The sequence below is a fragment of the Streptococcus bouchesdurhonensis genome (assembly GCF_948472335.1).
Genome location: NZ_CAOKTW010000006.1, coordinates 40,280 through 54,459 on the forward strand (window position 1 = coordinate 40,280; position 14,180 = coordinate 54,459).

Sequence of the window (14,180 nt, forward strand, 5' to 3'; positions counted from 1 at the left end):
GTGAAATTTATTTCAAATATTTTTTATTTCACAAACTTGCTTGGAAGAGGGATTTGGAAAGAAAGGGATTTACAGGTAAGCGCTTACCTTGTAATTCTAATAATACCTCCTTTGATAAGGAGGCTTTATTTTTGTTGAAAAACGCCTTGTTTAAAAGTTCCTTCATAAACGACTTCTTGTTCTGTTGTTAGTTTCCCTTTTCCTTCAGCCTGACCATTTACAAAATCACCTTCGTAGGTCCAGCCTTCTTTGGATTGAAAGGTACCTTTTCCGTTGAAGGCTCCATTGTTGAAGCCACCTGTATATTGGTCTCCATTTTGGAAAGTAATGGTTCCTTGGCCATTCATTTTACCACGGACAAGACTGCCGTCGTAAACAATCGTTCCATTATCAAGCTTTAGAACACCTTTTTTAGAATATTTAGAAAAAAGACGAGTACAGCACAAAAAACAATGGTAACTACTGCTAAAAGCTCTAAACGTGGACGAGTCAGATACACTCGATACTTTTCATAAAAATTCTTAAGATTTTCCACCTTCACTCTCCTTTTCTAAACGTTCTAACCATGCTTGACAACCCTCCTGAACACGTCGATAGGTTTCCTCAAAATCTCCTGTATACCAAGGGTCTGGAACACTTTCAGATGCAAATGAGCAAATCTTATCTTGACAGTCTGCTGGACACATCTGACGTAAGTCAGAAATATTTGAAGCGTCCATTCCGATAATATAATCAAAGGCTTCAAAATCTTCCTTACTAATCTGAAGCGATGTCTTGTTCTTGTCATGAGGAATCTCATACTCTTGAAAAATTCCCTGAGTCCCCTTATGAATCGGATTGCCATGTTCCCAAGAGGAAGTTGCTCGACTTTGGATTTCGTAGTTATCTGTCATTGATTTCATAACAAACTCGGCCATAGGGCTACGGCAAATATTTCCCAGACAGACAAAGACTAATTTTTTCATCCCACTTCCTTTCTTTTATAGAAAAACGGGAGTTCGTGATCCCGTCTTATTTTTCAATTGCGCCTTCTAGTGAAGCTGTTTCTTTAAGTGGTAATACTGTCTTGATAGCAGCTAGTTCAAAAGTCAAGTAAACTCCATCTACGTCAAGAACAATTGTTCCCTTCTCCGTATCTACTTCATCGACTGTTCCATAAAGGCCCCCGATTGTAATCACTTCATAGCCTTTTTGTAATTTATTCAAGCTTTCCATACGCTTTTGTGCTTGTTTCTTTTGAGAGCGTTGCGTAAAGAACATCAAGCCCACCATAGCCACAAGAATGATTAAAAATGTATATTGTGATTCCATTATATTCTCCTTTGTCTTTTACATAGAACTACTATATCAAATTTCAGTTACTTTTACAAGATTGTACCTTGCTTTTCTAGTAAGAAAAACCAGAGCTTGCGCCCTGATTTTTAGGATTATTTCAAGTTTTGAACAACTTTTACAAGATTTTCTACAGTAAAGCCATATTCTGCCAATACTTTTGGTGCTGGGGCAGAGGCTCCGAAGGTATCAATACCGAGAACGGCACCATCAAGACCAACGTATTTGTACCAGCTTTGAGTTGCACCCATTTCGACTGCAACACGACGGCGGACTGCATTTGGAAGAATTTCTTCCTTGTATGCTGTATCTTGTTTATCAAAGACATCTGTAGATGGCATGCTGACTACGCGGACTTTTGCACCTTGACTAGCCAATTCTTTGGCAGCTGAGACAGCAAGATTAACCTCTGAACCTGTCGCAATCAAGATCGTATCAAAGTCTGCTGCATTTTCATAGACAACATAGGCACCTTTTGCAACCTTGTCGAAGTCTGTTCCATCTTCAACAATCAAGTTCTGGCGTGTCAAGACAAGGGCAGTTGGTGTTTTCTCACTTGTCACTGCAAGGTACCAAGCTGCTTGCGTTTCACGCGCATCTGCTGGACGGAAAACATTTAGATTTGGCATAGCACGAAGACCTGCCAAGTGCTCAACTGGTTCGTGAGTCGGACCGTCTTCCCCAACTGCGATTGAATCGTGAGTAAAGACATAAGTCACAGGAAGTCCTTGCAAGGCTGACAAGCGAACAGCTGCCTTCACATAGTCAGAGAAGACGAAGAAAGTTCCACCGTAAACACGAAGCCCACCGTGAAGGGCCATCCCGTTCAAGATCGTTCCCATGGCAAATTCACGAACACCAAACTGAATGTTACGGTTCAAGCGATGACATCGTCTTGAAGTCCGTCAGTCTTGATATAAGTCATGTTTGAGTGAGCTAGGTCAGCTGATCCACCTAGGAAGGTTGGTAATTTAGCTGCCACAACATTCAAGGCATCTTGACTTGAATTACGAGTTGCTTGAGAAAAACCATTTTCTAAAGCTGGGAAGTCTGCTGGAGTCACTTCGACTGGATCACGTCCGTCGATGATGGCTTCTACTTCTGCAGCCAGTTCTGGATGAGCTTCTTTATAATCTGCAACTAATTTAGTCCAAGCTTGATAAGCTGATGCGCCACGGTCTGCAACATGTTCTTTGAAATCAGCATAAACTTGTTCTGAGATTTCAAACGGTTCATAACCCCAACCGAGAGCTTGACGAGTAGCTGCAGTTTCATCTGCTCCAAGAGGAGCACCGTGTACAGCATTCGTTCCTTGTTTGTTTGGAGAACCGTATCCAATAACAGTCTTCACTTCAATCAAAGATGGTTTGCCTGAAGCTTTAGCTGTTTCGATAGCAGCATGGATTGCTTCCAAGTCTGTTCCATCTTCAACCAAGGCAGTATGCCAACCGTAGGCATTGTAACGGTCACGAACACTTTCTGTAAAGGAATCCTTTGTCTCACCATCCAAGTTGATGTCATTTGAATCATAAAGAACAACCAACTTGTCTAGTTTTTGCAAGCCTGCGTATGAAGCCGCCTCGCTTGAGACACCTTCCATCAAGTCTCCGTCTCCACAGATAACATAAGTATAGTGGTCAAAGATATTGTAGCCTTCACGATTATATTTGGCTGCCAAGAAACGTTCTGCTTGGGCAAAACCAGTGGCAGTTGAAATCCCTTGCCCTAGAGGACCTGTGGTAGCATCAATTCCTGCTGTATGGCCAAATTCTGGGTGACCTGGTGTTTTTGAACCCCATTGACGGAAGCTCTTGATCTCATCCATGCTGACATCTTCAAAACCAGAAAGATGAAGAAGGGCATAAAGGAGCATTGAACCATGGCCTGCTGAAAGAATAAAGCGGTCACGGTTAATCCAGTTTGGTTGAGCTGGATTGATACGAAGTTGTTTTGTAAAGAGGCTGTAAGCCATCGGAGCTGCTCCCATAACCACACCTGGGTGACCTGAGTTAGCTTTGTTGATAGCGTCAATACCTAGGAAACGAATTGCATTAACAGATAGATTTGACATAGAATTTCCTTTCTATTTGAGGTGATTATTGAATCACACATTCTATTTTACTATTATATGAAAATTATCCGTATCATGCAACATACGGATAACCTCCAAAGAATATTTTTATATTATAGCAAAGCTTTAAATTGAATGTTAGAGTCTTGTTCAAAACAATCATCAAAACCACGTGGATGATGGTATTCTACTAAGTGTTGATCTTGAGGATAAGTGTACTTACCGCCAACTTCCCAGATAAATGGATGGAAATCGTATTGCAAGCGATCTTTTCGCATTTTCCAAAGTTCTAGAATCTCATTAGTAGAAGCCATGAAGTTAGCCAGATATCATAGTGAACTGGGATAATGACTTTGGTACGCAGATTTTCTGCCATACGAAGAAGGTCGATAGATGTCATTTTGTCTTGGATACCTACCGGATTTTCACCATAGTTATTCAAAGCAACATCAATTTTAAAGTCTTTACCATGTTTTGCAAAATAGTTTGAGAAGTGAGAATCTGCACCATGATAGATGGTTCCACCTGGTGTTTCAAAGATATAGTTAACAGCCTTTTGAGCCATTTCTTCATCTGTAACAGCCAAGCCAGCAAGTTCACCGCCTGTCTCATCAGCACCGTTCACTGGAAGAGTTACCAAGCAAGTACGGTCAAATGATTCTACTGCATGAATCTTCATATCTTTTAATTCGATAGTGTCACCTGGCTTCACAACGATGATACGTTCTTTTGGAACACCCCATCCTTCCCAGATTCGTCCACAGTGGTAAGGACCGATAAACTTAACATGCTCTAACTTAGGATTGTTGAGAATTGCTGCAGCGTGTATGGGTCGATATGATCACTATGGAAGTGTGAAACTAAGTAATAGTCTAGTTCGTTGATAGCAAATGGATCGATAACCATTGGCTGAACACGCAAGTTTGGTTGCAACTTACGAACACCAGCCATATTTGCCATTTGGTGCCCACGAACCATATCTTTCACTTTTTTGGTTGATTTTCCACGATTTGACCAAAGGTCCATGACAACGTTAGCACCAGCTGGTGTCTTAATCCAAGTACCACAGTTGCCTAGCCACCACATGGCAAAGTTGCCTTCAGCTACGACTTCTTCTTCTATTTCTTCGTTGAGCCAGGTCCCCCACTCTGGGAAAGTAGCTAAAATCCATGACTCTCTTGTAATTTCTTTGACGTTTGGCATATGTTGCCTCCTTTGGATATAATTGTTATCTTTGAGATTAGTATACCACCCTTCAAAACACTAAAAAAGACCAAGAAAAACACAGGTTTGTGTTCATCATTGGACTGTCCTTCAAATATCTTCAAAAAAGCTTGAACTACTATTTCTTGATTTATAAGTGTTTGAACCTCTTCTTGGAACTTACTAGCCAACTTGCTGTCTACAATATAAGACGAAATAAGACTAGAAAGATTTTCACTGAAACTTTTGCCCTCATTACGAAATATATTGTGTTTAAGATAGTCTAGCATTTTCAAAATATCTTCTGCTTCAAGGATAGGATTAACCCTTAAAATCGGAAATCTGCTATCCAAATCATCATTAGTAGTAATCACTACATCAACTTGTGCAATATCTTCCACACTCTTAAATTGTTCTGTTGTAAATACAGTGCCAATTTGCTCATTTGGAAAATAAAGTTTGCATTGTTTCAGCAAAAGTCTCGAAACCGCAACACCTTCATCACAAACGAGATAAACTTTTTTCATATTTTTTGAGACGATGGTGTATACTTTAAAAATCCTCCAATATGAATCGTCAAATAGGCAATATCATCGTCTGTTAGCCGAATAAACCATGCTCCTTCTAAAATTTCCGCAGATTTTCTAGTGACTAAAAATAATTCTCCATACTTGGATCGAATTTGTTTTGTTAGAGGATTTTTAGAAAAAATACCGTAAGTCTTTCTAAATAACAAGGCTTTACAGTGGATCATCAAATTTCGTAACAAATCATCCTTGTTCTCAATCTCCATTCGGATTTGTGATTCAAAATACCAGATAAATTCTTCTAAAGCAAGTTTTAATTGCCGAAAATCATCACTTTCTGCATGAATATCCAAATCTTTACGATAGGAGAGGAGGAGAACAGCTACAAGAGAAACTTCAAGTCCTGACAAAGAAATTTCAAACTTTTGAAACAACCGTTCTCCTAGCTTCTTAGACACCTGATACTCTATTCTTTTTCTTATCAAAGAAAATTCTTTCTCTATATCCTGATGTCTTTCTTGATACTGTTCAACATTATGACAGCTTAACAGCAAATAAGGTAGAACCTGCAACATAAAAGTTATTTCATGATGCTTCCCTAAATCTTGTTCAACTAAAGGAACCTGTTCCTTAAAAAATTGGTTCATTTCAACAGAAAGCAAACACTCATCATCTAACCTCTCTTTCATCTTATCTTCTAAAATAGATACAAAAGTGGCATTTTCTTCCATAAAAATATGATATAGAAGCGATTGAAGATACTGAATTTTATTAAGAGGGTGGGCATGAAGGTGGTATCCCTGTGACTTGCTCACTTGCAAGATCACCTGATATTGTTCCAAAGTTAGTTGATAACGAATACTATTCAAATCATTGAGAACAGTATTCCTAGATACCTCTGTTAACTCTATCAATTTTTCAATCGTAATACGTTCTTTAGAAATACCTATCCATAGTAACATTATCATCATACGTTCATGCGCACTCATGATATAATCGTACGAATCTACTTCCGATAATAGTTTACAACAAGCATCTCTCTGCTCTTCCGTTAAGTGAATACCAATTCGTGGAATACTAATGATGTGAAGCGCCTCGTCAACCAGAGCAGCATTGATTTTGTCAATGTGATAATAAATTTTCCTTCTTGACTCTTTCAAATCTTTCGAAATCGCCATAATCGTTTTGGACGTTTCTTGATCCATCAAATATTGAAGCAAATCACAACTTGCCTTATCCAGTACCATATTAAAAAATCCCCCAAATCTATTGATATCACAGCAATTCTTTTTATTTTACCATATATATCAAGCGCTATTTCTAAAAAATCTTTCAAAATTACTTCAACTCCAACTTTACTCTCAATAAAAATCAAATGTAAAAAGAGGAGCTAAATTTATCTTTTTCTCCTCCTTCATCGTTCTTACTTTTGACCATAATAAGCATTTGGTCCATGTTTACGTTGGTAGTGCTTTTCTAGTATGTACTGGGGAGCAGGTCCAACTCTTGGATTGATTTGTTCTGTAAAGCGATTCATCTTTGATACTTCCTCTAGTACGACAGAGTGATAAACAGCATTCTCTGGATTTTTGCCCCAGGTGAATGGACCGTGATTGCGTACAACAATTCCTGGTACTTCAATAAGTTAAGTCCGCGATGTTCAAACTCTTCTACGATAACCAGGCCAGTATCTTTTTCATAGGCCACTTCTACTTCATCCTTGGTCAAACTACGGGCACAAGGGATTGAACCGTAGAAATAATCTGCATGGGTTGTTCCGTAGAAAGGAATATCACGACCTGCCTGAGCCCAACCAACAGCTTCTGTCGAATGGGTGTGAACCACACTACCAATTTCTGACCAAGCCCTATATAATTGCACATGAGTTGGGAGGTCGGAAGATGGTCTTAAATCCCCTTCTAGGATCTTACCATCTAGATCAGTCACTACCATGTTTTCAGGTGTCAATTCGTCATAATCCACGCCTGATGGTTTGATAACAATGACACCGAGTTCGCGATTGACTTCCGATACATTCCCCCAGGTAAATTTGACAAGTCCATGTTTTGGCAATGATTGATTGGCATCACAGACTCGTTTACGCATAGCATTGATTACTTGATTCATCTTACATCAAACCTGCTTTCTTAATGAGTGGATAGAGAAAAGCTTGCGCCTCTTGAACGGCTGCGCGTGTTTCTTCTACTGTTTCACAATTTTCAGACCACATTTCGATTAGGAAAGGTCCATTATAATTGGTTTGTTTTAAAATATCGAAAGCTTCTTCCCATTTGACACAACCTTGCCCAAAAGGTACATCTCGGAACTGCCCCTTTGAACTTTCTGTCACTGCATAAGTATCCTTGAGATGGAGAGCTGCGATGGCATGATGACCAAGATAAAACTCACTATAGATATCATTATGCCATGCAGACACATTACCAATATCTGGATATACAAAGAGGAAGGGAGAGTCAAGCTCTTTTTCTATAGCCAAATATTTTTCGATGCTATTGATGAAAGGATCATCCATAATTTCAATAGCAAGTACCACCTGAGCTTCTTCAGCCCAGTCACAGGCTTTTCTCAAATTTTTGATAAAACGTTGGCGTGTCTGGGGTGACTTTTCCTCATAGTAAACATCGTAACCAGCTAATTGAATCGTACGAACTCCCAAGTCTTGAGCTAATTCGATACATTTTTTCATGAGTTCTAGAGATTTTTCCTCTAGAACTGGATCTTTTGAACCCAATGGGTAGCGACGATGGCCTGAAAAACAGATAGAAGGAATACGAACACCAGTTTCATAGATTGCTTTGACAACTTCCAAGCGTTCTTCCTTACTCCAGTCAAGTCTTGCTAAACGCTCGTCACGTTCGTCAATAGACATCTCGACAAAATCAAAGCCTAACTCCTTGGCAAAATTTAAACGTTCTAGCCAAGTAAAGTGTGTTGGGGTTGCCTTTTCATAAATTCCAATTGGACGTACCATGATTTACCCCCAAATTCGTCTGATTTCATCCTTGAAGGCACGCGCTGCTCCTGCTGGATCCGCAGCCTCTGTAATTCCACGACCTGCGATAAAGGTAAAGACATCAACACCTTCAAAGAGTTTGAGAGTATCTACATCTAGACCACCTGTTACAGATACACGGAAGCCCATGTCAATGAGTTTTTTAACCTTATTAAGGTCTTTTTCACCCCAAGTTTCACCAGCAAGAAGAGCATCACGAGATTGGTGATAAATAGCTTGTGAGATACCTGCATCTAGCCAAAGCTGAGCTTGTTCAAAAGTCCAATCGCCATAAAGCTCGATCTGGATTTCGCCTCGTTCTCCTCGTTCAGTCTTGATAGCCTTTAGAGCTGCTTCCATAGTAGGGATGGTTGCACAACAGATACAAGTCATCCAGTCTGCTCCACGAACCGCATTATTTTTAGCAACTGTTCCACCAGCATCAGCACATTTTGTGTCTGCCACAATAATCTTATCTGGGAAAAGGCTACGCAAGACTTCAGCCAGTTCACTTCCAACTTGAAGCAAGCAAACAGTTCCAGCTTCGATAATATCTACTTCCTGACCAACAGAAACAGCTGCTTTAATCGCTCCTTGCAAGTCTGAATGGTCTAATGCAACTTGTAAATTAGGTATTCTTTTTGTCATTTCTTTATTCCTCTTTCTAACTTTCCAAGTCCAATCCTTCGAGATAAGGGCTATCCTTAGATTCTTCAATCATAGCCAAGACATCTTCTTTAGTCTGGCAAGCCTGTAAACGTGCAATAGAATCGTCTAATTCAAACAGAGCAATAATTTGTGGAATGGCTACACTTGTGTGAATTTTTGAGCTTGTTGCTGCCAGTGCCAACAAAACAGATACCTCTTTCCCATCTGAAAATACAACAGGATTTTGTAAGGTAATCAATGAAAAGGCATCACTTTGCACACCAGCTTCAGGTCTAGCATGGGGCATAGCCATACCTGGCATCAAGATATAGTAAGGCCCATACTCTTCAGTCGATTCAATGATAGCATCGTAATACTCTGGCAAAATTGCCCCACTTTCAATTAAGGGATCTACTGCTACCTTGACTGCTTCTTTCCAATCGTTAGCCTCTAAACCTAGTCGGATCGAGTCATTGTCAATTAAAGCTTGTTTTAAATTCATATCTGCCTCCTTTATTTAAGAGGGAGAAGGACAGAAACGATAACTCTCAGTTTCTGTCCAGCCCCCAACCTTTTACTGTAGTGCTTGACTGAGTTTTTCGGTGATTTCTTTATCATCCATCAAGTTATCAAGCCCAATTAACTTCCCATTAGTTCGCCCTTCCAATTCTTGAATCAAATGAAGAGAAGCGATTACGATGTCATATCCTACTGCTAAACCTTTAGCTTCACCGACACTGCATGAATTGACTGTAAAATCTGTTTGATTAAGCTTACGGAGAGCATTTTCAACCTTCATCTTGATAACCATTGATGAACCCATTCCATTTCCGCACGCTGCTAATACTTTAACCATTTTATTTCTCCTTTTCTAGATACTAAGCTTCTTCTTGAACTTCACCGTTGTAATATTTCTCTTTATCTTTTGCTTTGGCAAATTGAAGTTGAGGAATAACAAGCAAGAAGAGACACACAAGTACATAACCAACAATAGCAAGGTATTTGAAGATATATCCAAATCCAAGCCATGGGAATTCAAAGTCGATATTTCCATGGTAGCCACCATAAGATGCCAAATCGAGAAGGGCCACACAAAGAGCTCCTAGAGCAACTTGAAGGACGCCTGATATAAAGGAAAGGATAACAGCCGCTTTCCATCCGCCGCGTTTATCAGCGTAGACCGCAATGGCTGCATTGTCAAAGAACACTGGTACAAATCCTGTAATAATAAGAATCGGATTTTTAAAGACGATGAGCAAGACAATTGTAATCAATTGACCAATCAAACCAAAGGTAAATCCTGACAAGACAGCATTTGGAGAACCAAATCCATAAGAAGCTGCAACGTCAACCGCTGGGAATGAACCTGGCAACAATTTGTTTGAAATACCTTGGAAGGCGTTTGTCAACTCAGATACGAACATTCGGACACCTTGCATCAAAACGAACAAGTAAACTGAGAAAAGGCTGTTTGGATAATGTACATAAAGAAATCTTGTTTAGCAGGATTGAATAGAGTTCCTGAAGTGATGACTTCTTTATTAGACATAATGTCTGGACCCAAGATTAAAAGAATGGCTCCGAAGAATACGAGCATCAAGGTAGCAGATGCAACAACTGTATCGTGGAAGATTGAGAGGAACTTAGGTAATTTAAGATTGTCTAAACTTTCTTCTTTCTTACCAAAGCGTCCTGCTACTTTATCTACAAACCAGATTGCAAATTGCTGTTGGTGACCAATCGCAAATCCGCCACCACCAGTCAAGCGTTGAGTTGCCTCAACAGTCATATTTGAACTAACTGCCCAGTAAAGTCCACAGATGATACCAATCGCTGCTGTACCGTAAGCATTGCGCAATTGTGGTACTAAGAATAGAATCATAAGAGATACTGTTGCAGCTTGTTGTACCATGATGTGACCAGTAATAAAGAGGGTTCTTACCTTCGTAATCTTTCGAAGAGCTACGAGCAAGATATTTATTCCGAAACCAATCAATAGAGCTGTAGTTGCAGTTCCAACAAAATCTGGAAACTCTGCTGCAATTTTGTTGTTTGCTGCAGCAAGTCCAAAGTAAGGGTCGATAACCGCTGCACCAATTTGGAATTTGTAGTTAAGGGCTGCTAAGATTGGACGGAAGGTTGTAACCAAACCACCAGCACCCACGTTAAGCAACATATACCCTACTGTTGCTTTAACAAACCCTGAGAAAACGTCATGGGCAGGTTTTTTCAAAAGTGCGTATCCTATCAACACCAATAAACCTACGAAAAATGCGGGATTCTGCAAAATATTGCTAGAAAACCAATTTAGAACACTTGAAACGACTTCCATAATTGTTCTCCTTTTGAATTGTTTTTGTAAGTTTATTATATAATGCGAAAGCGCAAACAAAAAGACCAAAAATTACACAGCGGACTGTTCACTCTTGGACTGTATGATTTATGATGTTTTACAAATTATCTTATTTTCTCGTAGCTAGATAATAGGGAAGAATTTTAGAATAAGACTTCAATAAGCCTTCTACGATTTCTTCTTCAGACGAATTTTCTGTCACAGGAACGTCTGCCTTCACTAAAACTTTACGGACTTCTTGGCTGCCTATCTTCTCGACTAAAGTGCGACGATTTTCTTCGTTCGCCTCCCACCGTTGACTTTGACCATCAGAGTAGGCTAGATAATAAATCCCTTTAACGGTTGGAATGTCTAAAACTTTGGCCTGCTTGCCCAGTGTTTGCTCATCCTTCTTACGCTCGATGAAACTGACTTCCAAAGAAATTCCAAAGTCAGTAGATGTCCCATACAAACGTAAGGCCATCATAGGTTCTGTCACTTGTCCGTCTCTCTGTAGATAAACCCAAAAATGTGGTCTCAAACGCTGGGCCTGATTCATCCACTGACTAGTCTGTTGGAGTTGCCATTCTGGATGGCTTGCTTGAAAGGCTTTGGCCAGTTCTGTAAAAGCCTTTCGTGCCTCTTGGCCTTTATAGCGCAATTCCAGCATCTTCTCTCGCTCTGCTCCCGCTTTATCAGGATTACGGTACTGCAAACCAGCAAAGTCTAAATAATCTCTTATCTTATTCAGCATCCGTTTCATCTCCTCTAGCTAGCAAAAAATCAGGATAAACCTGATTTTACTTATTCTGTATCTACAACGACATAGCGATTGGGCTCGTCACCCTCAGAGTAACTGGTCACGCCATCCATACGTGAAATAATACGGTGGATAATCTTGCGTTCGCTATTCGACATTGGATCTGTCTGACGACTGCGTCCTTCTTCCAAAACACGAGTCGCCAATTTTTGCGCATAGGTCTGCAAGACTTCTGCACGGTGTTCAACATAATCATTGACATTGATTGTAATATAGAAGGTTCTTGAATAGCTATTATAAAGATAATTTTGAGCCAACAGTTGCAAGGACTTCAAGACTTTACCATGGTAGCCGATAATACGACCTGGTTCGTTGGTGTTAATTTGTAGATTGATGCTACGACGGTTATAGTCATTTGAAATCGTCGCCTCAACGTCCATATAATCAATAATTGTTTGAACATAAGTCGTTACTTCCGTAGCTACTTGTTCAATATCAAAGCTTGGTCCAACTTTCAAGCCCATCTCTGTCAGGTCTTGATTTTCAGTCTGGTCTTGCTCAGTTTCAAGGTCATCAGCGCCCTCATCTTCCCTCATCGCTTCCTCGATTTGAAGTTCATTTAAAATCTCAATGTGACCAGTTTCTTCTAAGATAGTGCTGGCATGTCTTTCATGTTTTAAGATTTCAGCCTTGACTTCATCAGAAATACCTTGGCCTTCTTCCTCAATCTTTTTAATCGCCTCTACAACATGACCCAAATCAACGGTCGCTTCACTAACTGTTTTAACAGGCTCATTCAAATCATTGATTTGTTTTGGAACTCCCTTTACAGCTTGTTGATTTGCTTTGACAACAGTCGTTTCACTAATCGCTTCAATATGCACTTGGGCTGGTTTTTTACCAAATAAACCAAGAAAGCCTTTTTCTCCCTAGAAATGACTTTAATATGTGCCTTCTTCCTTGGAATATCTAATTCTTTCAATCCTTTTTGGATTGCTTCTTCAACAGTTGAACCTGTAAATACTACCATTACCAGATTCCTCCTTATTATTTCGTTTTCTGAGCCTTTTTCTTGGCTTTTCTTTTTCTATTTTCCAAATCTTTCTGTGCCTGTACTACAGCCTCGCGCTCTGCGATAATCTTGAATGGATTGTTCAAGAAATAGGTTTGCAAGACTTGATAAGCATTAGACACTGTCCAGTATAGGGCGACTCCACCTGGCGCATAAACTGCAAAGATAAAAATCAAGACTGGAATCCCATACATCATCGCAGTCGTAGCGCCATTTCGCTCAGACAAAGCTTTGTTGGACAACCAAGTACTTAAAAAGGTGAATACTGCTGCTAAAATCGGAAGAACAAGGGTTGTATCCACACTACCAAGGTTAATCCATAAGAAATGACCTGTCTTTAAAAAGTCAACTCTTGATAGGGCTTGAACAGGGCCAAAATAATAAGCATCTGAATCAAAATCGGCCAAAGAGAGTCTGACTGTCTGACACCCATTTCTTTAAATACTTTACGCATTTCCTTCTCTAGTTTGGTTCTGCTTTCCATATCTCGACCTGGATATTGTTCTCGAAGCGCCTTAATGCGTGGCTGAGCTTCCTGCATTTTCCTAGAAGCCACCATTTGCACCTGAAAGACTGGCAAGAGGACTGTACGAATCAAGACCGTAAAGAGAATAATCCCCACTCCGATACTAATATCAAACGATAAAAAGCGAATGATTTCCGCAAAGAAGTAAACCAATTTACTCCAAAAATCAGCCGAATCGGCTGTAATATCGCTAGTTACCCCATTAGTCGCACAGGCTGTCATGATCAATAGAGACAGTCCTAGCAAACTAGTCAACTTTAGTTTCTTTTTCACTCCCATTTCCTTCCTGGTAAATCTTTGATAATTTTAATACGTGGAGTAGATTTTTCTCCATCTCTGCGTATCCCAAGGTTTCAACCCCTTTTCGAGCAATGACAACAAAGTCGACATCTTCTACCAGACTCCCTTTTGCATTCTGGATAATATGTCGGATTCGTCTCTTGATTTGATTTCTAGTGACCGCATTCCCCAGCTTTTTGCTAACTGATAGACCTACTCGAAAATGATTTTTCTGGTTTTCTAGTTGGTAGACGACAAATTTGCGATTGGCAAAACTTGTCCCCTCCTTGAAAATCGCCTTAAAATCTTTCTCTCTTTTTACACGAAAGTTTTTCTTCAAAACTCAACTCCATCTATTAAATTACTACTATTATACCATATTTTTCAAAAAAGCCAATCATAGCAAGGTTTTGGACA

At 39.8% G+C, this 14,180-nt stretch carries 8 protein-coding genes and 8 pseudogenes; all 16 read right to left on the reverse strand.

Annotation, left to right across the window (positions count from 1 at the left end):
* Positions 1 to 125: 125 nt before the first annotated feature.
* The 16 genes and pseudogenes from QMQ21_RS10715 to rnpA all read right to left on the reverse strand — a co-directional run bounded on the left by QMQ21_RS10715 (position 126) and on the right by rnpA (position 14,103).
* A pseudogene (locus tag QMQ21_RS10715) lies at positions 126 to 535 on the reverse strand (hypothetical protein).
* Positions 522 to 965: a low molecular weight protein-tyrosine-phosphatase gene (locus QMQ21_RS10720; protein WP_023937004.1), complete on the reverse strand. Its 444-nt coding sequence runs from the start codon at positions 963 to 965 to the stop codon at positions 522 to 524. The pseudogene QMQ21_RS10715 and the gene QMQ21_RS10720 overlap by 14 nt, the downstream one beginning before the upstream one ends.
* Positions 966 to 1,011: 46 nt before the next feature.
* Complete coding sequence (yajC, locus tag QMQ21_RS10725; protein WP_023937006.1) at positions 1,012 to 1,311, reverse strand: preprotein translocase subunit YajC; 300 nt, start codon at positions 1,309 to 1,311, stop codon at positions 1,012 to 1,014.
* Positions 1,312 to 1,427: 116 nt separating this feature from the next.
* A pseudogene (tkt, locus tag QMQ21_RS10730) lies at positions 1,428 to 3,403 on the reverse strand (transketolase).
* A 113-nt stretch (positions 3,404 to 3,516) separates the two neighbouring features.
* Positions 3,517 to 4,606, reverse strand: a pseudogene (gene ulaG / locus QMQ21_RS10735) (L-ascorbate 6-phosphate lactonase).
* Positions 4,607 to 4,725: 119 nt separating this feature from the next.
* Positions 4,726 to 6,380, reverse strand: a pseudogene (locus QMQ21_RS10740) (BglG family transcription antiterminator); the annotation flags it as partial.
* Between the two features lie 176 nt (positions 6,381 to 6,556).
* Positions 6,557 to 7,260: pseudogene (locus tag QMQ21_RS10745) on the reverse strand (L-ribulose-5-phosphate 4-epimerase).
* 1 nt (position 7,261) lies between these two features.
* Positions 7,262 to 8,125 carry an L-ribulose-5-phosphate 3-epimerase gene (locus QMQ21_RS10750; RefSeq protein WP_023937014.1) on the reverse strand — a complete coding sequence of 288 codons (864 nt, stop codon included), beginning with the start codon at positions 8,123 to 8,125 and terminating at the stop codon, positions 7,262 to 7,264.
* 3 nt (positions 8,126 to 8,128) lie between these two features.
* Entirely contained in the window at positions 8,129 to 8,794 is a 666-nt protein-coding gene (locus QMQ21_RS10755) for a 3-keto-L-gulonate-6-phosphate decarboxylase UlaD (protein ID WP_000166728.1), read from the reverse strand.
* A 16-nt stretch (positions 8,795 to 8,810) separates the two neighbouring features.
* Positions 8,811 to 9,296, reverse strand: a complete 486-nt coding sequence (locus tag QMQ21_RS10760) for a PTS sugar transporter subunit IIA (RefSeq protein ID WP_001049927.1) — start codon at positions 9,294 to 9,296, stop codon at positions 8,811 to 8,813.
* A 72-nt stretch (positions 9,297 to 9,368) separates the two neighbouring features.
* A complete protein-coding gene (locus QMQ21_RS10765; protein ID WP_000241469.1) occupies positions 9,369 to 9,650 on the reverse strand; it encodes a PTS sugar transporter subunit IIB in 282 nt (93 codons plus the stop codon).
* Between the two features lie 22 nt (positions 9,651 to 9,672).
* Positions 9,673 to 11,126: pseudogene (gene ulaA, locus QMQ21_RS10770) on the reverse strand (PTS ascorbate transporter subunit IIC).
* Positions 11,127 to 11,256: 130 nt separating this feature from the next.
* Entirely contained in the window at positions 11,257 to 11,880 is a 624-nt protein-coding gene (locus QMQ21_RS10775) for a hypothetical protein (protein ID WP_023937019.1), read from the reverse strand.
* 50 nt (positions 11,881 to 11,930) lie between these two features.
* Positions 11,931 to 12,916 (reverse strand): annotated as a pseudogene (gene jag / locus QMQ21_RS10780) (RNA-binding cell elongation regulator Jag/EloR).
* 17 nt (positions 12,917 to 12,933) lie between these two features.
* Positions 12,934 to 13,757 (reverse strand): annotated as a pseudogene (locus tag QMQ21_RS10785) (membrane protein insertase YidC).
* Positions 13,732 to 14,103 carry a ribonuclease P protein component gene (gene rnpA, locus QMQ21_RS10790; RefSeq protein ID WP_000739244.1) on the reverse strand — a complete coding sequence of 124 codons (372 nt, stop codon included), beginning with the start codon at positions 14,101 to 14,103 and terminating at the stop codon, positions 13,732 to 13,734. The pseudogene QMQ21_RS10785 and the gene rnpA overlap by 26 nt, the downstream one beginning before the upstream one ends.
* Between the last annotated feature and the right edge of the window lie 77 nt (positions 14,104 to 14,180).